Raw genomic sequence first — 22032 nt, forward strand, 5'->3', positions numbered from 1 at the left:
AAAACCACCCTTATATGAGTGGTTTTAGTAATTATTTTTAGGTTATACATTTAAAATTAGGCTAAGTTATAGAAATAATAAACATTTAATCCGTTGTTATTATTTTGGTTCTGGATAATGATTGTAGTATGAGATTCTAATAAATTCTTGATAGACATTTGTTAATTTTGCATCTCTAAGAGCATCGTTGAATTTTTGCATACGTACACTCCCTTGAGCGTAGCCTCCACCTGGAGTATAAGGGTTTCTTGCTTCAAAGTCATCCAAAAATACTTTTAATTTTTTATAGTCTTGAGATTGATAGAAAGCCACGGCCTCTTCAGGAGTGACATCAAAGTAAGAGGATGACGTTGAGTTATAAGAAGCTGCTTGAGCAGTAGGTGCCTCTAGCATAGTTGCAGCTCCACCGAACATAGTAAGCGCCATAGAAGATACAATAATTTTTTTAAACATAATAAAACCTCCATGTAGAATATTGGATTAATAGTAACCCTGTAATCATTATAGTTACAGTGAAAATGATTATCAAATGCAATATTGCATAATATATTCCGCTATTTTGGGGCAGTAAGACTCCCGCCCAAAAATTCAATGAAAGCAAGGAAGTTAGATGGGAATCGGGAGGATTAAAGTTTCACTTTATTCTTTGAACGAGAAGTCACCTTTATATTTAAATGGAGGAGTGTAATAGATTAGAAGAGGTGTATAAGTTACTCAGGTTAACAAGAAAATGAAGAAGATATTTTTAATAGGGGAAAGCTTAATAACTGGAGTAAAGGAATTGCTATTTATATATTTAACATACATATTTGTCTTTTAAATTGTAGGCGTGTTTTAGAATTTGTATATAGTAAATTCGTTAAAAAACTTGATAAATAATAAAATGTGTAAATTTTTTGACTATTTTATTAAAATTATTTAATATTTGTAATTTATTGTTTTATAATGATAATTGGGTCGATCGTGAATGTTTTAGATATTGCGATATATACTCGGATTAATTTATTCTAGGGAGGTTACAAAATTGGGTAAGAGAGTTATTATAAGAGTTTTTACATTATTATCAGTACTGGCATTATTCCTTAATGTATTTTTACCTAGGGCTAGTGCAGAGGTTATGACGCATGAGAAATATTCAATGGACTGGAGTTATAGTAATAGTCTAGGTAAGTACATTCGCACTGAAATGATTAAAAATTCAAGTGGTCAAATTGCTTATTGCTTAACCCTTGGATTAAAATCACCAAATGGTGAAGATCTTCCTGAAATGGGGAAAACAGATAATGTAGTATATAGAGTCTTATTAAATGGTTTCCCGCAAAAAAGTGCTGAACAGCTGGGAGTAGCTAATAAAAATGAAGCGCATTATGCAACGCAACTTGCGGTTTGGAATGCATTAGGTCAACTCGATGTAAATGAATTAAAACATGAGAATAAAAATGTTGAAAAAGCAGCTAAGGCTATTATTAGTAATGCTAATAATAGTGAAGAGACTCAAGATGTTTTTATGAATGTGATTCCTGCTGAAAAGCAAAAAGCAGAATTAAAGGGTGAATTCTTCGAAACAAATCTATATTCAGTACAAACAAATGCTAAGAGTGGTTCTTATAAGGTAGTAGCGAAAAATGCACCTAATGGAGTTAGAATTGTTAGTGAAAGTGGAGAAGTGAAAGATCAGCTTTCAGTTGGAGAAAAATTTCGTATCCAAATTCCTAAGAATACAAAAACGGGTGAATTTAATTTAAGTGTTGCTGCTAATTTAACTAAAGTTCAAGCAATTGCTTACCGTGGTACGGATATTGTTCAGAATGCTACAGTACTATTAGAGAGAAATGAAGAAAAGCTTAGTAGTGATCTTGCAGTAAATTGGGAAGCAGCTGGTTCTTTAAAAATTAAAAAGGTTGGAGAAAATGAAGAAGTTTTAGCTGGTGCAGTATTTGAGGTCTTTAATGCAAATAATGAATCAGTCGGAAAAATCACGACTGGTGCTGATGGTATGGCAGAATTAAACAACTTACCAATTGGTACTTACACATTAAAAGAAATTAAAGCACCAACAGGCTATGTTTCAGATGATAAACCACAAACTATTGAAGTTAAGACAGGAGAAACAGGAGCTGTCCAAATAGTAAATAACAAAGTAAAAGGTAGCATCGAAATTAAAAAGCTTAGTGATTCAGGAAAGATTTTACCAAATGTTGAATTCACAGTCTTCACTGAAGATGGAAAAGAAGTGAAAAAAGTAGTAACAAAAGAAAATGGAATTGCAAACGTTGAAGGTCTTACGTATGGTAAATATTATTTCTTAGAGACAAAAACACCTAATGGATATATTGGAAATAAAACAAAGTATCCTTTTGAAATTAAAGAGCACAATAAAACACTTACTTTTACAGTGGAAAATACCGAAGTGAAAGGTAGTGTAAAATTACTAAAAGTAGATAATGAAGATATTAGTAAAAAATTAGAAGGTGCAGTATTTGAATTGAAAGATGAAAGTGGAAAAGTAGTTGGGGAATATAAGACAGATAAAAATGGTGAGATTAACGTCAAAGATTTAGCGTATGGTAAATATTCATTTGTAGAAAAGGCTTCTCCAAATGGTTACGTTCTTGTTAAAGAACCGATTATGTTCGAAATAAAGGAACATGGAAAGATTATTGAGCTATTGGCAGTTAATCATCTTATCAAAGGTGATCTAGAAATTACAAAGGTAGATGTAGCTGATGGAAATAACAAGCTTCCAAATGCAGAATTTACGATTTATAACGAAGCAGGAAAAGAAGTAGTAAAAGGAAAAACAGACGATAAAGGAATCGCTAAATTTGAAAAGTTACCATTTGGAAAATACACATATAAAGAAACTGTTGCACCAAAAGGTTATGTATTAAATGAAGAAACGTTCTCTTTTGAAATTAAAGAGAATGGTCAAATCATTAAACACATTGTCAAAGATGAAAAGATTCCTTCAATAAAAACAACAGCTACTGATAAAACAGATGGTACAAAAGAAATGCACACGTCTAAGTCTGTAACAATCCAAGATAAAGTGGAATACAAAGACCTACAAGTAGGTAAAGAGTACACTTTAAAAGGTAAATTAATGAATAAAGAGACTAATAAACCATTAGTTGTAAATGGTAAAGAAGTAACTGCTGAAACGAAGTTTACACCAAAAGAAGCAAATGGTTCTATTACACTAGATTTCACTTTTGATGCAACTGGTTTAGAAGAAAAAGAAGTAGTAGTATTCGAAGAGTTACTGAAAGACGGAAAAGTTGTTACGACACATGCTGATATCAATGATAAAGGTCAAACAGTTAAGTTCGTTAAGCCATCAGTAAAAACGACAGCAACAAACAAAGCTGATGGTTCTAAAGAGTTAGACGCTTCTAAATCTGTAACAATCCAAGATAAAGTGAAATACAAAGACTTAATCGCGGGTAAAGAGTATGTTGTAAAAGGTAAACTGATGGATAAAGCAACAAACAAGCCATTATTAGTTGAGGGTAAAGAAGTAACAGTAGAATCTAAGTTTATTGCTAAAGAGAAGAATGGTTCTATCACACTAGATTTCACATTTAATGCTTCTGCATTACAAGGTAAAGAAGTAGTAGTATTTGAAGAACTGTATCAAGATAATATATTAGTAGCTATTCACGCTGAAATTGAAGATAAGGGACAAACAGTGAAATTTAAAGAGGTAAAGCCGGAACAACCTAAACCAGAACAGCCAAATTCAGATAAAAATACGCCAACACCAGAGCAACCTAACGAGCAAGTAAAAGAACAACCACAACCTAAGAAAGAAATTCAATCTAAAATTGGATGGTTACCGCAAACAGGTACTAATCTTACAAGTTGGTTCTCTATGGCTGCAGGAGCATTACTGTTAATTGTTGGTGGAGTGATTTTCTTAAAACGTAAAAATGCATAGAAATTAAAAAATAAGCACATCTGTTTTTATAACAAGATGTGCTTATTTTTATCATTTTAGCCAAGAAGACTCCTATATTTAAGCGTGAATGGCATTTAAAATAGCAACTTTATTTGTAGTAAACAATACATAATTTTGTTTTACTGTTTTAATTAAAATACGGTCTGTTTTCCCATAAGATGTTCCAATACGTATTACATCTACTTCTTCAACACCAGCATAGGTAGCATCTTCGGTAACCTCAATCACATCACGTAATGGAATTGTAATCTCCGCCAATTGCCATGAAATAATTAATTCTTCATTTGTTTTTTTTACATTAATGCCTAGCATTATACCAAGACCCTTCAATAATAATATGCTACACTTCTAATCTTATTATATAAATTTTTAGATTGTTTATCTATATATAGGAATAGAATTTATTTCTATTTGTGAGCATCTTAATGATGTCAAACAAATAGAAGGATATACATTCTTTCTGTTAAGAACTATATAAACAAAAGCAGACCTTAGAAGAATATATGAATCTATGAAAATAGAATTGAAGAATTAAACTGGCTAGCAATAGAAGTGAGATTGTAAAAGGTAGGGGATATAAATTAAGGTGTTTTTTAATTTCATTGGTGAGGAGGGAAGGTATCCCTCTTCTTTTTTCGTTCCTTGTAAAATTTGAGGATGTCCTAAGGGAGTGAAAAGATGGATTGTGTGGGTGTATTAATAAAGGCCACTTTCGGTGACTTCTAGAGATGTTTTTTGGGGGAATACAATATTATAAGTTGTAGTATTCATTGCAGCAATTGACTATATTATAGGAGCATTCACGTTGGGATATAACAGAGAATTATAGAGTAAAGTGGGATTCAAAAGCATTGTTAAAAATGTGGTTGTTATAAGTTATTCTCCTATCAAAATAATTAGTCTTTGCTCAAAATTTAAGACTGCTATTTTATTATATCAAGTAACTGTTTATATTATTTAATAATTACTTGGTTTACTATTAAGGTGGTTATCTTACAAAAGTGTAAGGTTATTTTAATTGACACTCGTATGTATAAGTAACTATACTGGTTACACAATGTTGGTGAGTATATTTAATAATCTCTATCTATAAGTGTGTGTCCGAGGATTATTTTGGAGTAATAGTTCTATTTTAAATTCATTATCTGCTATATAGTAATACGAACAATTTAATCTATTCTTTATTCAAGGTCGTATTATTTAAAGATTAATTATAAATGATATATTTACCAAATTGTAATAACTTGATAGAGGTGTTACATTTTGAAATACAAATTAATTGCTACAGGAATTCTTGCTGGAAGTCTATTATCCTACTCATCTAATACATTTGCAAATACTCATAAGTTCCCAGATGTTCCTGCATGGGCGGACAAATCCGTTAATTATTTAGTTGATAAACAGGTATTGAATGGCTATCCAGACGGAACTTTCGGTTCAAATGACTCATTAGACAGAGCTTCGGCTACAAAAATTATGACAAAAGTTTTAGGTCTACAAATTGACTCTAATGCAAAACCATCATTTACAGATTCACAAAACCACTGGGCGACTCCGTATATTGCTGCTGCTGAAAAAGCTGGTATTGTTAAAGGTGAGGGTAATGGAATCTTCAATCCATCCGGAAAAGTAACTCGCGCTGCTATGGCTACGATGCTAGTAAATGCATATAAACTACAAAGCACACCAAATCATAATGAGCAGGTTAAATTTGAAGATTTAAAAGGGCATTGGGGAGAAAAATATGCCAATATTTTAATCGGTTTGAAAATTTCCAATGGTACTGAGAACGGTTGGCAACCAAATAGATTTATAACACGTGCTGAAGCTGCTCAACTTACTGCAAAAACAGATATGATGCAACATCGTCAAAAAAACCCATTAGAAAGCAAAACAATTATTATTGATCCTGGACATGGTGGCGAAGATCCTGGGAAATCCACAAAGGGATTACCTGAAAGTAAGATTGTACTAGACACTTCTTTACGTCTACAACAATTACTTGAAAAGCATACACCATTTACAGTTTTATTAACTCGTCAATCTGATAATAGACCAGGACATGATCAAAAAAGTTCTTTACAGGAACGTGTTAAATTTGCTAAGAAAAATCGGGGTGATATCTTTATAAGCGTACATGCAAATGCTTTTAATGGTAATGCAAAAGGGACAGAAACATATTACTATAAATCTTCTAAATCTGAAAAAACAAATCCTCATGTGGAAGAAAGTCGTGTTTTAGCGGAAAAAATTCAAACACGTTTAGTAGAGGCACTTCAAACACGAGACAGAGGAGTTAAACATGGAGACCTTCATGTTATAAGGGAAAATGACATGCCAGCTGTGTTGACGGAACTGGCATTTATAGATAATGGTATTGATTACAGTAAATTATCTACGGAAAATGGCAGACAAATTGCAGCAGAAGCCATTTATGAAGGAATTTTAGATTATTATGAATGGAAAGGAAATAATGTATCTGAATATAGGCTGTAATAAGTAATTGAAAATATAGTAATTCTCGAAATGAAGAATTCTATAATTTTTTTAAAATTGTTGTTTAAATCGTTATTTTATGTTTTAATAATGTTGATAATAGTTATCAATAATAGTGAGAGGAAGATTAGTGAAATATGTGTTTTTAGTTAGTGTCATAAAAGTTAATGAATTTCTATATTGTATGGCTATGAATATATCTCTATTTTTGTGAACTAGAAATAATATATTTATATCTTTTAAATGTTTAAGAAGGAGTGGCTGTCTGTATGAAAAAAGCAAAAGAAATAGCTAAATGCGTTGCGGTAGCGTCCGTTATTATGTCTGGATCATTTGGTTTACAAGCAACATCTGCATTTGCAGATTCTAAAGGAACTGTAGAAAATCTTCAAAATGGTGGGAAGGTCTATAATAGTTTTAAAACTACTTATGACATGAAGCAAAATATCAAAAATTCAATAAAGGTTTCTTTTATTGAGGATCCTTACGCAGATAAAAAGATTGCAATTGTTACCACTGATGGTAGTAATATAGATGCTAAATATACAATTAATAGCGGATACTATAACGCAGGTTTAAAATGGCCATCAGCCTATCATACTGAAGCAGAAATAACAAGTGGTGATAGTGCTCAATTCCATAAAGCTGCCCCAGTTAATACAATGACTTCAGCAAAGGTCACTTCGGAGGTAGGGTATACACTTGGTGGAAGTGTTAAAGTAGGAGTAAATGATAAAGGGCCAAATGCCGATGCAAGTATCACAGGTAGCTTTGCTTGGAAAGAAAGTGTATCTTATGATCAAGTAGATTATAAAACGGTATTAGAGACTCACACAGATAAAAAATTAAATTGGAAAGTAGGATTCCAATCATTTAACTTCCCAGAGTGGGGAATTTATAATCGTGATTCATTCAATACTTTCTATGGTAATCAACTATTTATGAAATCACGTAGTTATAATGAAGGAACGAATAATTTTGTTTCAAAAGATACAGTACCAGCTTTAACAGGATATGGTTTTTCTCCAAACGTAGTAGCGGTTATTACTGCTGATAAAACAGAAACTACATCAGATTTAAAAATAACAAATCGTAGAATTTCAGATCAGTACAATATCGAATGGGTAAGTTCAAAATGGTGGGGAACAAATAATAAAGATACATATAATGAATTCTTTACGAACCACTATAAATTAGACTGGAAAAACCATCAAGTTACTCTTGATAACCAAAAAGCCCTTGAAGAACAAATGAATAGTATCAACAGCGTGAATGATAAACTTAACAAAGGAAAAGGGAAATTATCTCTTTCAATGAATGGAAATCAACTTAAAGCTACATCTAGCAATGCTGGTTATGGTATCAGTTACGAAGATAAAGATTGGGGTATCTTTGTAAATGGTGAAAAGGTCTATACTTTTAATGAAAAATCAACTGTAGGCAATATCTCTAATGATATTAACAAATTAAACATTAAAGGACCTTATATCGAGATTAAACAGATCTAGTCAGTAAATGATGGCCGATTGATGGATAATTATCTCATCAATATACGAGTTTATTTTAAATCTGTATAATGTAATGAAAGGACCAAAGTTTATCTATAAAATAGATAAACTTTGGTCCTTATTATTTTTTTGTTTGCACACGAAGTTAAGATAATATTAGATGTTTTTTGTCCAGACTTTCACTCGATTAGAAAAGAGCGTAAAGTATTTGAAAGCTATTGACATTACGCAAGGGGATATTGTTTAAAGTAATCAGAACTTCATCGGTTGTTAAGTTACCACTTTAAATATATAATTAAATTTCATTAAAAAGATACTCTATTCAAAGTCCTTATTGGGCTTTTGAAGTGAAATATATACTATTTGAGGTGTGTGAAATGGGGAAATCTCGAGAGCAGACGATGGAAAATATTTTAAAGGCTGCTAAGAAAAAATTTGGAGAGCGTGGCTACGAAGGTACGAGCATACAAGAAATTGCAAAAGAAGCGAAAGTGAATGTTGCTATGGCCTCTTACTATTTTAACGGGAAAGAAAACCTATATTATGAGGTGTTTAAGAAATATGGTCTTGCTAATGAGCTACCCAATTTTCTTGAGAAGAATCAATTTAATCCTATCAATGCCCTTAGAGACTATTTAACGGTTTTTACTACACATATAAAAGAGAACCCTGAAATTGGATCATTGGCATATGAGGAGATTATTAAGGAAAGTGCACGATTAGAAAAGATTAAACCGTATTTCATAGGTAATTTTGAACAGTTAAAAGAAATATTACAGGAGGGTGAAAAGCAAGGAGTTTTTCATTTCTTCTCCATAAATCATACGATACATTGGATCACTTCTATTGTTTTATTTCCAAAGTTTAAAAAGTTTATTGATTCTTTAGGGCCAAATGAAACGAATGATACAAATCATGAATGGATGCCAGAAGACTTAGTGGACAGGATTATTACTGCATTAACAGATAAACCTAAAGTGTAAAATTATAAAGAAGTATAATGTATTCTTTTTATTGAAAAAATACAAACCTTTTGGAAGTGAACCTAGTAGTATTAATTTATAGATTTATATACTTTTATGAAAATAAATGAAGTAAATTCAATTTAATCTTATTTATCTTATAGGGATTATAAGTTATACTAAAAGTAGGTACAAAATGTACCATTTGAAAAAGAGTGCATTGCAAAAAGGAATCCGTAAAGGATTCCTTTTTTTGTTTCTTTGAAAATGAAGCAATGTTCTAATAATTAGCAGTCCTTTTTGCATGGACTTACTGAGGTTATAATGAGAAGAAAAAGAACCCTATAGGGTTCTTTTTCAAGGCATATTAACAGTAAGGAGAATCATGAAATGCTACTTCAAATCTTTATTAGGGGAAAGATTTTGAAAAAGCTTAACATGTATTTATTTTTACATAAATGTAAGATGTAGTAAATTGATAATATTTATACTTACTATTACTAATATTCAATTAAGATAGTTAATACTATTTATATAGTGTTAACTGGTGTATAGTACAGTATAGATTTAGAAATTTAATATTAGATTACATTTGTTAAAAAAGTTAATAGATATATTATTTCAAATTCTAACTAACATTTAAACAATTTTAATTGAAATTGGTTGTGTATTAACCCTTATAAGCCAATAAAAGTAAATAAAATAAATAAAGACCCTGTAATAAATACAGGGCCGGATACAGGGTTAAGGGAACGCATAGTTTCTTAATATCATAGTAGCATATATTCTTTGTATAGCTACATGAGGATTTTGACAGAATTAAGAACAAGACAGAAAATCTGTAGGAAAGCAAATATAGTGCTGGAAATGTGATTTTAAATTAAGCTATAGGTATATTGAAATGGATGAAAACTCTTGAGTACCATGATTAAATTGCCTTTAATTATGAGGTTTAGGTTAGAGGGATAATTGGATCTTACTGAAAAGAAAAAATGTTTTTTAGATTAAAAGAAGAAAAGACACCTTTTGGGTGTCTTTTCTTTAAGTAAACAGTTCACATATTGCTGAATTAGATACGAAACTATAATTCGACTACGAAGTAAATCCTAACATAATCTGAACAGAAAAAATATGTAATATTACATTTTTAGTTTTTAATTATTTTATTCAATATAGAGAAGCAACGTAAATAAAAGGGCATGCAGTCGTATCTGCAGCCCTTTTTAGGAGGAATTCAAGACACCATTAGGACACGTATTGGTAAACAGGTTCAAAAATAGTATGTGTGAAAAGAAAAAGTCCTATACCAAAAGTAGACAGGACCTTATCTTTTTTACATTTTAAAAAATGAAATTCTGTCCTTTTGAAATCAGTACAGCACACACTTGGTTTGAAATGAAATTAGAAAAAGTATACATGAAAATGGCAGACAACTATTTTGTTGCCTGCCGGTGCCAGTGGGTTGAATGAGTTAGTCAATTCAATAAATTGTGCTATCCCATTACCAGAAGAGTGAAGCCGCTAGTTCAAACGGCTTAGACATAGTTTGTCTAATAAAGAAAAAATTATGAGTAGAAATTTTGTTTGCTCTATATGAAAAGATAAATAGATATTCATCAGACAAGGATAATTTAGCATATCTTGAATAGGGTGTAGGAACGAATTAAAGAAAGGGATATTTGTTTAGGAAGGGACTGACTCAGGAGTGGGACTTTCGGACAGGGTTTGGGGAGCGGTGATTGCCTTTGGCATTGCGACTAATATCGTTGCTTGTATAATGGCAGTATACATTCAAAAATATGAGCTAATGATAAATCATCTTACAAATATTTTATTTTTAATAATTATCTCTTTAACGTTTATAAAGATGAAAATTAACAGATGGGTGGCTTTAGGATTTACATTAGTTGTAATAGAGAAAGGTATTAAAGCGGGCTATGACTTCTACACACATAATTATTATAGTGTCAGTTGGAGTTTAGCTATCATTGTCTATTGCATATACGAGATGGAAAAGTATCATATTGAAATAAACGAATAGGCGCAACAAAAAGGTGTTAGTAGGTGGAATTCTTTTTAAAATACTATAAAAAAGACACTACAAGAGTGTCTTTTTTTTGAAAATACTCTATAATTAACTTTGGGGAAGGTAATGTTAGAGTATTCGTTTAGCATTATCTTTATATTTGATAAACCATGAAATCGAAAGATTTTGTGGTTTATTTTATGAACAATAGATATTAAAGTATTGGCAGTGAGTTATTAATCATTTTAAGCATTAGGGGAGAATGGATTAAAAGTCTAACATCGAATAACGGTTCCGGAATATAGTGTTGCGAAATGATCTCCCATATCCCAAACGGTACTTGCCTGTATATAGCCCTTAAAGCCTTCTGAAGAATAATAAATCTCTTTTGGTATACTTTCTTTAGTTTGGAAATGTGCTTTAGAGTACTTTACATAATGGTTTTTAACAACTTTTGCTTCTGGAACAATAGTGTTTTTTTGTTCCAATTTTGGCCTAGCACTAGAAGGTGGTATGAATTTTACATTGTCTTGGTAATTAGGATCTAAGGTGTCAGCTTGTACACTGTGTGACGAAACAAAGGTGCTTAGACTACTTCCCGCGATTAAAGTTGCAAATACTAACTTTGAGAATTTTGTTAATCTACTCATTCTATAATCTCCTTTTTATTATTTTGTAAGGTATCTCCTTACACCTCACAGTCTATATCCACTACAAAAGGGTGTACATACATATTGATAGACAAAATTCTACAAAATACCGCATGTTTTTGGGGTTTATGTATAATAATCCAATGTCTAATAATCTACCAAAAGTAAAAAGGTAGGTCTTATATAAAAGAAAATGAATAATTTATGCAGGTAATGTATATGGAATTATTGTTTAAATATTCTAAAATGAGTTGATAAAGATGTTGGCAGGTTTTTTGGAAAACAAATAATTCCCTAGGTGAAATTTGGAGGGAACATTCTCTGTTAGAGTTTTTATAAGGGAATTCATTTTCGTAGATTCAAAATGTAAAAATAACTAAAAGAGCAAGTGTTTCAATGGGTAAAAAGCTATGTTGAGTCTTTTTTCTCTGTTGGTGGTCGTCTAATCAATGAAATGACGGATGCTTATGATAGTTTGTGTCTAGCAAAATTCGTGTATAAACGAATGAATTAAGAAAAGGGTGAAATATTGGATAACTCGAAATGGATGCCTTTAAGTAATGTTGATGATGATGAGGAAATTTGGGTAGGAGCAAGAGTTAGGTTGTACAATGTTGGTATGAATAGAGAAGATAAAGAAAATAATTTCTATGAATATATTATTTCTTATATCTACGACAACACTAACTACTTACAACTAACTAATTTAACAACAGGAAAAGCAGGTTATATTATTTGTGTCATTGAAAAAGAATTACCAAATAATTATGCTTTGGGCAGAACATTAAAGCAAAGAATAGGTTTAGAAAATACCTATTTTAGATTTGAATAATCAACAAATAAGGGAAGCACCAACTCTAAGGTGTCTTCCCTTATTTAATACTTTTTATCAATAATCAATATTAACAGAGCCTAAATAAAAAAGTGAGAAAAATGATAAACACTCTTCTCACTTTCATCAATTAGGGTGGCATATACATAAATATGCGTTTGGGTGGATTTTGGATGAAAAATCCACATGCATAGTATAACAAAAAAATTATGGCTTTTCGCATGTAATATTGCATATGAAAAATAGTAAAGTTTTAAATTTTAATATTAACAACTTATATATATGTGTTACAATGTAATTCTCTAATTTATTTTATTATCCTATTTAGAATTTATAGTTTAGTGATTCAATAAAACAAAAGTGGTTGTAATAAATAGATAAAACGATGAAATAATACAGTTAGAATGGTTAAAAGGCAGTTAAATATAAGTATTAAAAGAAATAAATTTACTTATTTATGTTTAGTGAATGTATTATGGTAAGAATTTCATCCGATTGGATTAGCGCTAAACTAGATTTTTATCCAAACAAATCCAATAATTATTTTTTAAATGAAGTATATGTTGCATCAAGTTTATTTGGAATAATTCGTAGTCTAATAATTGCTGAATCTAGAAAAATAACATATTCGAAAGGAGGACAGATAAAACTCTGTCTGTGAAAATTAAATCACTAAATTATAAAGTATGGATAATAGTATGTAATTGTGGTTTCATTTCGAATGGTACCATAAATGAATGTGGAAAAGTAAAGGAGAAAAATTTAAATAAACTATATAAGTAGTAAAAATGAAAAGGAGAAGTAGCTAGTGTTTAATATAAAAGAAAGATTGGGGCAAATAAAGCTTAAAACGAAGTTGTCTATGGCATTTATAGCAATATTAATTATACCAAGCCTTATCGTAGGAGTATCATCTTATAATAAATCAAAAACAGATCTTAATGAAACAATTCTACAATCAGCAAAAGATAATATAAGTATTTTAGATAAGATTGTTGATGATGAATTAGAAAATAAGCATACAGATATCACTCATTTTGCAAAAGTACTCACACAAGGGGATTATAATCCTGAACAATCGCAAAATGTACAGAATAAATTTGATCAATATATACAGTTACATCCAGAGATAGAAACGATTTATACGGCATCCAGTAACAATCAATTTATTCATGCACCTGTTGGAAAAATACCAGAAGGGTTTAATCCGCTAGAAAGCAGTTGGTATAAGGATGCAGTAAAAGCAGATGGAGAGATTATTGTTTCATCTCCATATAAATCAAAGTCTACAGGAAATATGGTAATTGCAATTGCAAAGCAGAATGCAGATAAAAGTGGTGTCATTGGCGTAGATTTGAATATTAAAGATATCGTAAAAACATCCAAAATGATAAAAATTGGGAAGCAAGGATTTGTATCTATAGTTAGTCAAGATAAAACTATAGTTGTTCATCCATCACTAAAACCTGGAGAGAAATTAGATAAAACTTTAGTGGATGAATTGTACAAGACAGAAGATGGAGTAATTACTTATAGCCTCAATGGTGAAGATCGAAACATAAGCTTTAAGACAAATAAAAAAACAGGTTGGAAAATAGCTGGCGTAATGCCTACGAAAGAAATTGAAGAAGCTACCAATCCTATTTTTTATAAAACGCTTACTATAATAGGTGCTTCATTATTGTTAGGTGGAATTGTAATTCTATTCATACTCAAATCTATAATTACTCCACTAAGACAATTAGTCATTTCAGCTCAAAGAATTAGTCAAGGAGATTTAACCGAGAAAATAGATATTCGTTCAAAGGATGAACTTGGTCAATTAGGTGGTAGTTTCAATACAATGGCAGAGTCGTTACGTAATATTATTTCTCAAATTAACACATCTGCAGGACATGTAGCTGCTTCTTCTGAGGAACTAACTGCTAGTGTAGAGCAAGCAAGTGTTGCGACAGAACAAATTACAAAAGAGATGGAAGAAATCTCGAACAGTGCAGAGGTTCAAAATAATGAAGTTGAGTCTGGAGCTGAATTAATTGGTGAGGTAACACGAAATATTCAATACGTAGCTGAGAATGCTTCTGAAGTATCGGCTTCATCCATATACACTAAACAAAAAGCCAATGAAGGTGAACAATTAGTAGAACAAACTGTAACACAAATGCAGTCTATCCATCACTCTGTTTCTCAATCCGATAATGTCATAAAATTATTAGATAAGAAATCACAGCAAATTGGCAGTATATTAGAAGCGATTCAAAATATTGCGGAACAAACAAATTTATTAGCATTAAATGCAGCGATTGAAGCAGCTAGAGCTGGGGAACAGGGGAGAGGGTTTGCAATTGTTGCTGATGAAGTTAGAAAGTTGGCGGAGCAATCATCCGAATCTTCAATGGAAATTGGAAGTTTAATTAAGGAAATACAAGCAGACGTACATGAGACTGTAAAAGCTATGAATGAAGTAGGCGTAGAAGTACAGTCGGGAATTAAGGTTGCGAATGATACAAAACAAAGTTTTTATGAGATTTCAAAATCTGCAAATGATATTGTATCAAAAGTGCATGGTATGGTAGAACTATCAAATAAAATGACAACTGATGCAATGAAAGTTGATACATCGATTGATCAAATAGCTATGGCTGTAAAAGAAAATTCTTCAAGTATGCAAACGATAGCTGGTTCATCTGAGGAACAACATGCTTCTATGGAAGAGATAAATTCTTCAGCAATACAATTAGCACAGATGGCGGAAGAACTTCAAGAGTTAATTGGTGGATTTAAGATTTAAGTTGAGATTTTAGGAGAGAATGCTAGAATCTTGTTACAGAGTGGAAATGAAAAATCTTATAACATAGTAAATAAGTATAATATGTACTCTCTATGCGTATTGAACAGGCAGATAAGCCATTTAAAAACCCTCCATTTGGAGGGTTTTTAAATACATTTACATTAAATTTGTGGTGGTGCACCACCATAATCGCCAACACTATATGAAGGAGCAGGATAATGCCCATGAGTAGCAAGCTGATCTGTTTTAGAAAACTGAAAAATTCCCACCGTTAATACCCCAATAAAAGCAATGCCTGATAATAATAAGCTAATTTTTTTCATTATTTTAACACTCCTTTTGCGATTGATTTTTGTCTTGCTTGATAACAAATATGGAAATAGTCACTTACTTTTTGGTGGTTCTCTAATTGTCTACATTTTGTGGCAAATAATTCGGCGTATTCGACAACATATTCCCATAATTCTTCTTCCTCAAAGTATAAGATTCCTTCTTGAATGATTTTTTCTAATTCTTCCAATGGAATATTTTCGTTTAATTTTTTTAAAATAGAGAAGTGGTGTGTGTATTCTTCGTTATGAATTTCTCTACAAATCTGTAGTCCCTTATCAATGAGTTGGCTGGCCGTTGATTGTTCTCCTAACTTATAATGTTCCTTAGCTTGTAGGAAGATGGCCTTGAAGTGTGTAGGGATTTTCTCTGTTACTTCTGAAAGGTGACGAATAGCTAAAGTAGACATACTTTGATCAGAATACAGCCACCCCATAGTATTTTTTACGTATAACAAGGAATCTTCTTCCCTATTTTTTTGTAGTAAATCAATTGCGCAATGTAGATATTCTTCTGCTTGTTCGTACTGTTTTAAATAGATGCAGCAACCACCTAGCAAACTATTACAAAAGGCTGTTTTTACTTCATAACCTTCGTACTTTGAAAAGATTGCTCTCGATTTATTTGCGTACTCGATAGAAGCGAGATTGTTATAGGTATGGTGATAGAAAGTAGCAATTCTATAGTAAAATTCAGCATGTTCAATTTCATCTGGTATAGCTACCAATATTTTTTCTGCTAGTTTATAATGTTCCTCTGCCTCAGTATAATTAGATATAAAAGTGGAATGAATGGATTTGAAAAAATGATAATAGAATTGTAGAAATTGATCTGTAGGCATATCATAATCGCTAATAGTATCAAAACTATTTTGTTGAATACCAAGGCTATCTGTTAAGACCTTGTAACGAAATTCGAGTAGTGAATAGTATAGTAACAAATTTTGATCCTGATGTTCTTGATCCGGCTCAATGCTTAACTTATTAATTTTTTCATCAATTTTCTTTTTTAGATTAGTAGCTTTTATAACTTGTTGAGATAGCATAGCTCGATACCAGTCGTTCAATAGAGAAGTTAATTGCTCATTTCCCTTTACTGAAACACTCATAATATACGCCCCCATTTTCTAAAAAAATCCTAATCCAATTTAATTATAAACATCATAACAAAATAGAAGAAAAAATGGAGTGATATTACAATATTTTTCAAGAAAATTCATAAAAAACAATCAATTTGTGTCGAATATACTTAGAATAAAACATCCAAAAATTATCAAAAGATGATATGAGTCTTTATACGTTCTATCAGGTGAACTTAGAAACTGTGATTGAAGATTTATGAAATTTCCTTTTCTTAAAACGGATCAATTACATATTAATTTTTAAATTATTTTATCGGATACATATAGTATGTATCCGATAAAATATATAAATCTTGCGTATGTAAATAAGAAGACAATAAAGAAAACAAAAAAGAACTTGTAAGAATTCCTATAAGTTCTTTTTTAGATAATGTAAAAAGGTGAAACAGAACATCTCATTATTTGTAATAGTGAAATTATCTTACTTATGGTTTTGTTTTATAGAAGATGTACTATATTGAAGATTTGTTCTTATTGTTGATTAAAGGCAAATTAAAGACTGGTAGGGAAGAAGTGCATAAAAGAGAAAGCCTTCTTTACTTATTCTGAAAAGATAATTCAAAAAGCAATTTGTGTATAGAATAAGCAATGCATGAATTCATCAACATTGGTGATAATAAATCAGGGAATCAATATATAAGCATGAACTTTAGTGGAATAGCTACAAGAAGGGGATAATTCTATAATAGTAGATATAATTATCAAAATTTTCATCTTAGTTACTTTTCGGGTAGGATAAGTAGAAGAAAATAGGAAGTTTTTCTTTGAAGAAAGCTCTTTTGACAGGAATAGATTTTTTCATAACTAGAACAAATAAATTAATAATCGCATATACTGTATTGTCGTTAAAGCAAGACATTATTTTCTCAGAACAAGGGAATCACTAGAAAAATATGTGATTCCTTTATTCTTAAGTATAATGTCAATAGTTGATTTGAAATAACCGAAGAAATAAAATCTTTGTTAATGGACAATCACATAATTTTAGGTATAGTAGGTTTATAATTTAGACTATAAAAATTAATGTATCTTTTATTATTTTAACCAAGAAGACTCCCTCCATAAGGAACTCACAGCAAGTATGGGGAAGTGGGAGTAGTTCAAAGCATGCAATATTGTTTGATTTGGCTAATACATAGATTTATCATCTCAGAACTGGTGTAAGAATTATAATGTTTATACCATTCTATTGTATTTTCTAAAGTCTGTTGTAGGGACCATTTTGGCTGCCAATTAAGATTGAATTTTGCTTTGCTAATGTCAAGATTTAGTAAATTTGCTTCATGAAAATTTATTGGACCTATATTTTCTGCTGTCCAATCCCCGCAGCCCCAAATATCTAGTAAACTGGTCACTAATTTTTCTACTGGAACAATATTGCTTAGGGATGGCCCGAAGTTCCATGCTCCTGAATAAAGGATACCATTATTTATAATTTTTTCTGTAAGGAGTAAATACCCGCTTAAAGGTTCTAGTACATGTTGCCAGGGTCTAATAGCAGTAGGGTTTCTAATAATAATGTTTTTGTTTGATTCTAATGCTCGTATACAATCAGGAATAATTCTATCTATTGACCAATCACCACCACCAATTACATTACCAGCTCGAACGCTTGCAATTATTTTCTTGTGTTGAGAAAAGTTTTCTTCTGAAAAGTAAGAATTTCGATAGGAAGAAATTAAAAGTTCACAGCATCCTTTGCTTGAGCTATATATGTCATGGCCGCCCATAGGGTCAATTTCACGATAACCCCAAGGCCATTCTTTATTTTCATAGCACTTGTCACTTGTCACCATAATTCCTATTTTAGCTGATTCATGTAATCGAATTGCCTCTAGTACATTCATAGTCCCTACAACGTTTACCTCGTATGTTTCTCTAGGATATTCATATGAATAATTAACTAGAGGTTGGGCAGCTAAATGGAATACAATTTCAGGTTTATAATCTGTAAAAACCTTATTTAATTTATTAAAATCTCTAATGTCTCCACGAATATCAATTATATTATTTTGAAGGTTAGTAATGTTAAAGTTATCATTCTTATTTTTAGGATCTAATGAATATCCGATTACAGTAGCACCTAATTCATTCAACCATAGGGATAACCAAGAACCTTTAAAACCAGTATGTCCAGTAATTAAAATTGTTTTTCCGTAAAAAGCATTATTAAAGTTTTGGTTTAACAATTAGTCCACCTCCTTTAGTACCCTATTTTTAGGGGGTTAGGTATAAATGTTTATTATTTTTATACCAATTAACAGTTTTTATAATTCCTTCTTCAATATTAATTCTAGGTTCCCAGGAAAGAGAGTTTTTTATTTTTTGCACATCCGCTTCAGGAACCCATCTTTCATTTGTTCTAGAGGAAATTGCACCGTAATTTGGTCTGGAATTGGTTTTCAAATGTTTGAATAATAATTCTACATAATGTTTCAAGGGGTGAATAGTGCCGCTCCCAATATTAAAAATTTCATTTTGTACAGTAGTATTTTCTACTGCTAGGATACAGGCATCTATTACATTTTCTATATAACAATAATCTCTTAATTGATTACATAAAGTTAAATTTACATCTTTGTTTTGTAATACTCGCAAGATTATATAGCTAAAAATTTTATGCGGCTCTTCGCCTTCTCCGAATATGCCAAAAGGTCTTAATGTTATAAGATTAATATTGTTTTCGCTAGCAATTTGATGGGCGAGTATAGTAGCAGCAGCTTTGGTACTTCCATAGATATCCACAGGAGTTAGTAACATATTTTCATGAATAGGTTCCATCTTGTTACCGTATTCAGAACTACTCCCAAAATTGATGATTTTTTTACAATTCACCAATTTTGCTGCTTGAATAATGTTACAAGTCCCTATAACATTTGTTTCTATAGCATGGATGTAATCTGTATGGGCAGAATTTACACCATAGGCTGCCAGGTGAAAGATATAATCGGGATTAATTTTCTTTATTGCATCTTGTACTTGTTTTTTATCTCGTATATCTATTTCATAGGTTTCAATATATTTTAGAATATCCTTTAGTCTCCAAGAGTTTGATGGTGTTCTTATGAAAAGAACAATTTTTGCTTGTAAATTTAAAAGTCTTCGTGCCAAGTGAGAACCAATAAAACCGTATCCACCAGTAATAAGGAAAGTTTTATTTTTAAATGAAGCAATCATAGTGATAATCTATCCTTTATTAAGATGTATTTTTAGTTGCTGAAATAAATAGATTTATTTTTAAATAAGGAAAGTATCAGTCTTAATTGTGATGAGGGGAGGGGTATTTAAAATAATTTTTTATTGTTGTTGTATCAATTTGATCAGCAAATAAAGAGGAGGAAGGTTTTTGAAAAGTATTATGAAGGGTATGACATGTCTTATTCAATTGTTCAATATAAGGAATGTATATATAATCTAAAACTGCTGGAGGTAATTCTAAAGTTTCGTGTTTCCATAAATCGAACTCATTTGGATTAATAATTTGCATACTTCCAAAATGAAAAGCTATTAATTCATCTTGATCAATAAAAACTTTATTATCTGTTTTGGATATAGAACTGCTATTTAAAATGACATTCCAAGGTGCTGCATCAATACCTCTATGAGTCATGATTTTTATATTAGAAAAGATGTTAGGAATGTGATTTAAATATTTTTGATCACCCCATCTATCCATTTCAACATCATAATGATTATTACAATATTCTAGGCATTTATCTTTCCACCATGTTAAAATTTCTTTACTATTTTGATCGTTTTTGAAGCCTACTAAACCAGCTTGGTATATACCGTGTATGCTTTCAATTTCAGTAGAGCTTCTTTGAGGGCAAAGGAATACAGAGTATTTCCACCACTCATCAAGAATGATATTAGGTGCTGTAAAGAAATACATATCAGCATCACAATATATAATGTGATCAACTTCCGGATAAAGACTAAGGACATGTAGACATAGGGGCGCTTTTAATGTCCAACAATACTCTTGTAAACTTCTATCATTTTTTATACTGAGGAGTTCATGATTTTCAATTTCTTTTACCGGAATTAGTATGGCGTGCTTTAATTTTAATTTCTCTAATATTTGATAAGTTAGATCATCCATACAACAGATCCATACAGTAAATTTAGCGTTGAAATTTTCTAAGGAATAATAAGAGGTCAATCCTTGAATTAATCGTTCTTTACTTATAATCATGGAAAAGTTCATAAAATGATTGGATTGATTCATTTTTCTTCTTAATTGTGAATCTTTATATAAAGTTTGAGCTTTATTTATATCTTTTTTACTTAAAAATTGTTTAGTATCTTTATTGAATTTATCCTTTAATTGCTTTAAAACAAATTGAATTCTCTCTAAATACGGAGTGTAAATATGGTTTAATATATTATTGGGTATTGAAATTTCTCCCAAAGACCAAAGATCAAAATCATTTTCAGTAAAGATAGTAATACATGCAAAATGGTAAACAACTAGTTTGTCGTTTTCAATAAATATATCATTTTTAGTCTTGTCAATTTTATAATCGTTATTATATATACAGTTCCAAGGCGCAGCATTTATACCTAAGTTATTTGAAATTTTTACTTTTGGAAAATATATAGGGATATAATCTAAATACTTTTGGTCTCCAAATTTCCCCTCTTCAGCCTCGGCACTGCACCAATCTATACATTTATTTTTCCACCATCTTACACTTTTTAGTCCATAGAGATCATTCTTAAATCCAATTAGACCAGCCTGATATTTTCCGTACATTTTTTCTACCCAATCACGATCTCTTTGGGGGGTTAGGAAGATAGAATGGTCACCCCATTCCTCAAAAATAATATTAGGGTCAGAGAAAAAGCATAAATCACCATCACAATATAGAATAGATGGTAAATCATAATTGACCAATAAATATTCTATCAAGACAGATTTTAAAGTCCAACAATATTCATTTACTTTTCTTTTTTTCTTAATTGCTTTTAGTTCACGATCTTCTAATTCTTCAACTTGTAAAAGGTTTACATTAATTAAACTCATTTCTTTTAATAGTGAATATGCAAAAGGATCTATACAACAAATCCACAATGTGAATTTTTCTGAGTACTGCATTAATGATTGCTGTAAAGCAATAATTTTCAAGACATACTCACTACCTACAATGACGCAGAAATGATTATTTAGATCATGTTGTTGATTATAGAATTGGGGATTAATTCTTTTTTGAGTATTTTTTTTGGAGAGATTTGAAGCTTTAATTCCTGTTGAAAGTGGGTTAACTATTTTCTCATTAGAGGGGATGTACAATCGAGGTAAACTTATTTTTTTATCATTAGAGTTCAATGCTTATTC

Annotated in this window: 15 protein-coding genes; 7 read left to right on the plus strand and 8 right to left on the minus strand. The window is 30.8% G+C overall.

All coding sequences use genetic code 11. From position 1 onward, the window contains the following. Positions 1-99: 99 nt before the first annotated feature. Positions 100-453 (minus strand): hypothetical protein, encoded by a 354-nt coding sequence (locus MR168_RS02020; RefSeq protein WP_000473483.1) that lies wholly within the window; start codon positions 451-453, stop codon positions 100-102. A 571-nt stretch (positions 454-1024) separates the two neighbouring features. On the opposite strand from MR168_RS02020, the gene MR168_RS02025 reads away from it, so the two are divergent. Next, positions 1025-3937: a VaFE repeat-containing surface-anchored protein gene (locus tag MR168_RS02025; protein ID WP_086411873.1), complete on the plus strand. Its 2913-nt coding sequence runs from the start codon at positions 1025-1027 to the stop codon at positions 3935-3937. Positions 3938-4015: 78 nt separating this feature from the next. Here the strand turns inward: MR168_RS02025 and MR168_RS02030 are convergent, their stop codons facing one another. Next, on the minus strand, positions 4016-4270 hold the full coding sequence (locus MR168_RS02030; RefSeq protein WP_025708935.1) for a SunI/YnzG family protein: 255 nt from the start codon (positions 4268-4270) through the stop codon (positions 4016-4018). A 951-nt stretch (positions 4271-5221) separates the two neighbouring features. Between MR168_RS02030 and MR168_RS02035 the strand changes: the two genes are divergently transcribed. From MR168_RS02035 to MR168_RS02050, 4 genes are all read left to right on the plus strand, one after another. Then, entirely contained in the window at positions 5222-6454 is a 1233-nt protein-coding gene (locus MR168_RS02035; protein ID WP_000875660.1) for an N-acetylmuramoyl-L-alanine amidase, read from the plus strand. Positions 6455-6723: 269 nt separating this feature from the next. Continuing rightward, positions 6724-7962, plus strand: coding sequence for a hemolysin II HlyII (gene hlyII / locus MR168_RS02040; RefSeq protein WP_016123131.1), 1239 nt, complete (start codon positions 6724-6726; stop codon positions 7960-7962). A gap of 377 nt (positions 7963-8339) precedes the next feature. Further along, positions 8340-8945: a hemolysin II regulator HlyIIR gene (hlyIIR, locus tag MR168_RS02045; protein ID WP_242291181.1), complete on the plus strand. Its 606-nt coding sequence runs from the start codon at positions 8340-8342 to the stop codon at positions 8943-8945. 1684 nt (positions 8946-10629) lie between these two features. Continuing rightward, positions 10630-10965 carry a hypothetical protein gene (locus tag MR168_RS02050; protein ID WP_000524431.1) on the plus strand — a complete coding sequence of 112 codons (336 nt, stop codon included), beginning with the start codon at positions 10630-10632 and terminating at the stop codon, positions 10963-10965. A 260-nt stretch (positions 10966-11225) separates the two neighbouring features. Here MR168_RS02050 and MR168_RS02055 read toward each other — a convergent pair whose 3' ends face one another. Further along, the gene (locus MR168_RS02055) at positions 11226-11600 is read right to left on the minus strand and encodes a hypothetical protein (protein WP_000088960.1); all 375 of its coding nucleotides are present in this window, start codon (positions 11598-11600) and stop codon (positions 11226-11228) included. Between the two features lie 547 nt (positions 11601-12147). On the opposite strand from MR168_RS02055, the gene MR168_RS02060 reads away from it, so the two are divergent. After that, complete coding sequence (locus MR168_RS02060; RefSeq protein WP_002024558.1) at positions 12148-12432, plus strand: hypothetical protein; 285 nt, start codon at positions 12148-12150, stop codon at positions 12430-12432. A gap of 808 nt (positions 12433-13240) precedes the next feature. Then, positions 13241-15223, plus strand: a complete 1983-nt coding sequence (locus tag MR168_RS02065; protein ID WP_000481869.1) for a methyl-accepting chemotaxis protein — start codon at positions 13241-13243, stop codon at positions 15221-15223. A 161-nt stretch (positions 15224-15384) separates the two neighbouring features. Here the strand turns inward: MR168_RS02065 and MR168_RS02070 are convergent, their stop codons facing one another. The 5 genes from MR168_RS02070 to MR168_RS02090 form a co-directional block, all read right to left on the minus strand. After that, positions 15385-15546 (minus strand): hypothetical protein, encoded by a 162-nt coding sequence (locus MR168_RS02070; RefSeq protein WP_000724107.1) that lies wholly within the window; start codon positions 15544-15546, stop codon positions 15385-15387. Next, positions 15546-16661, minus strand: coding sequence for a Rap family tetratricopeptide repeat protein (locus tag MR168_RS02075; RefSeq protein ID WP_000116953.1), 1116 nt, complete (start codon positions 16659-16661; stop codon positions 15546-15548). The genes MR168_RS02070 and MR168_RS02075 overlap by 1 nt, the downstream gene beginning before the upstream one ends. Positions 16662-17794: 1133 nt before the next feature. Next, positions 17795-18883, minus strand: coding sequence for a CDP-glucose 4,6-dehydratase (gene rfbG, locus MR168_RS02080; protein ID WP_000934347.1), 1089 nt, complete (start codon positions 18881-18883; stop codon positions 17795-17797). A 28-nt stretch (positions 18884-18911) separates the two neighbouring features. Continuing rightward, positions 18912-19871 (minus strand): NAD-dependent epimerase/dehydratase family protein, encoded by a 960-nt coding sequence (locus tag MR168_RS02085; protein ID WP_000561952.1) that lies wholly within the window; start codon positions 19869-19871, stop codon positions 18912-18914. An 82-nt stretch (positions 19872-19953) separates the two neighbouring features. Beyond that, positions 19954-22023: a glycosyl transferase gene (locus MR168_RS02090; protein ID WP_242291182.1), complete on the minus strand. Its 2070-nt coding sequence runs from the start codon at positions 22021-22023 to the stop codon at positions 19954-19956. Positions 22024-22032 lie beyond the last annotated feature (9 nt).

The organism is Bacillus cereus group sp. BfR-BA-01356, from assembly GCF_022663635.1.
In the GTDB taxonomy this organism is placed as follows: Bacteria; Bacillota; Bacilli; order Bacillales; family Bacillaceae_G; genus Bacillus_A; species Bacillus_A cereus.

What these genes read in the sequence shown, in the direction of transcription:
- MR168_RS02020 (WP_000473483.1), bottom strand. Translation starts at nt 453, where the DNA reads ATGTTTAAAAAAATTATTGTATCTTCTATGGCGCTTACTATGTTCGGT.
- MR168_RS02030 (WP_025708935.1), bottom strand. Translation starts at nt 4,270, where the DNA reads ATGCTAGGCATTAATGTAAAAAAAACAAATGAAGAATTAATTATTTCA.
- hlyII (WP_016123131.1), top strand. Translation starts at nt 6,724, where the DNA reads ATGAAAAAAGCAAAAGAAATAGCTAAATGCGTTGCGGTAGCGTCCGTT.
- hlyIIR (WP_242291181.1), top strand. Translation starts at nt 8,340, where the DNA reads ATGGGGAAATCTCGAGAGCAGACGATGGAAAATATTTTAAAGGCTGCT.
- MR168_RS02055 (WP_000088960.1), bottom strand. Translation starts at nt 11,600, where the DNA reads ATGAGTAGATTAACAAAATTCTCAAAGTTAGTATTTGCAACTTTAATC.
- MR168_RS02060 (WP_002024558.1), top strand. Translation starts at nt 12,148, where the DNA reads ATGCCTTTAAGTAATGTTGATGATGATGAGGAAATTTGGGTAGGAGCA.
- MR168_RS02070 (WP_000724107.1), bottom strand. Translation starts at nt 15,546, where the DNA reads ATGAAAAAAATTAGCTTATTATTATCAGGCATTGCTTTTATTGGGGTA.
- MR168_RS02075 (WP_000116953.1), bottom strand. Translation starts at nt 16,661, where the DNA reads ATGAGTGTTTCAGTAAAGGGAAATGAGCAATTAACTTCTCTATTGAAC.
- MR168_RS02085 (WP_000561952.1), bottom strand. Translation starts at nt 19,871, where the DNA reads ATGATTGCTTCATTTAAAAATAAAACTTTCCTTATTACTGGTGGATAC.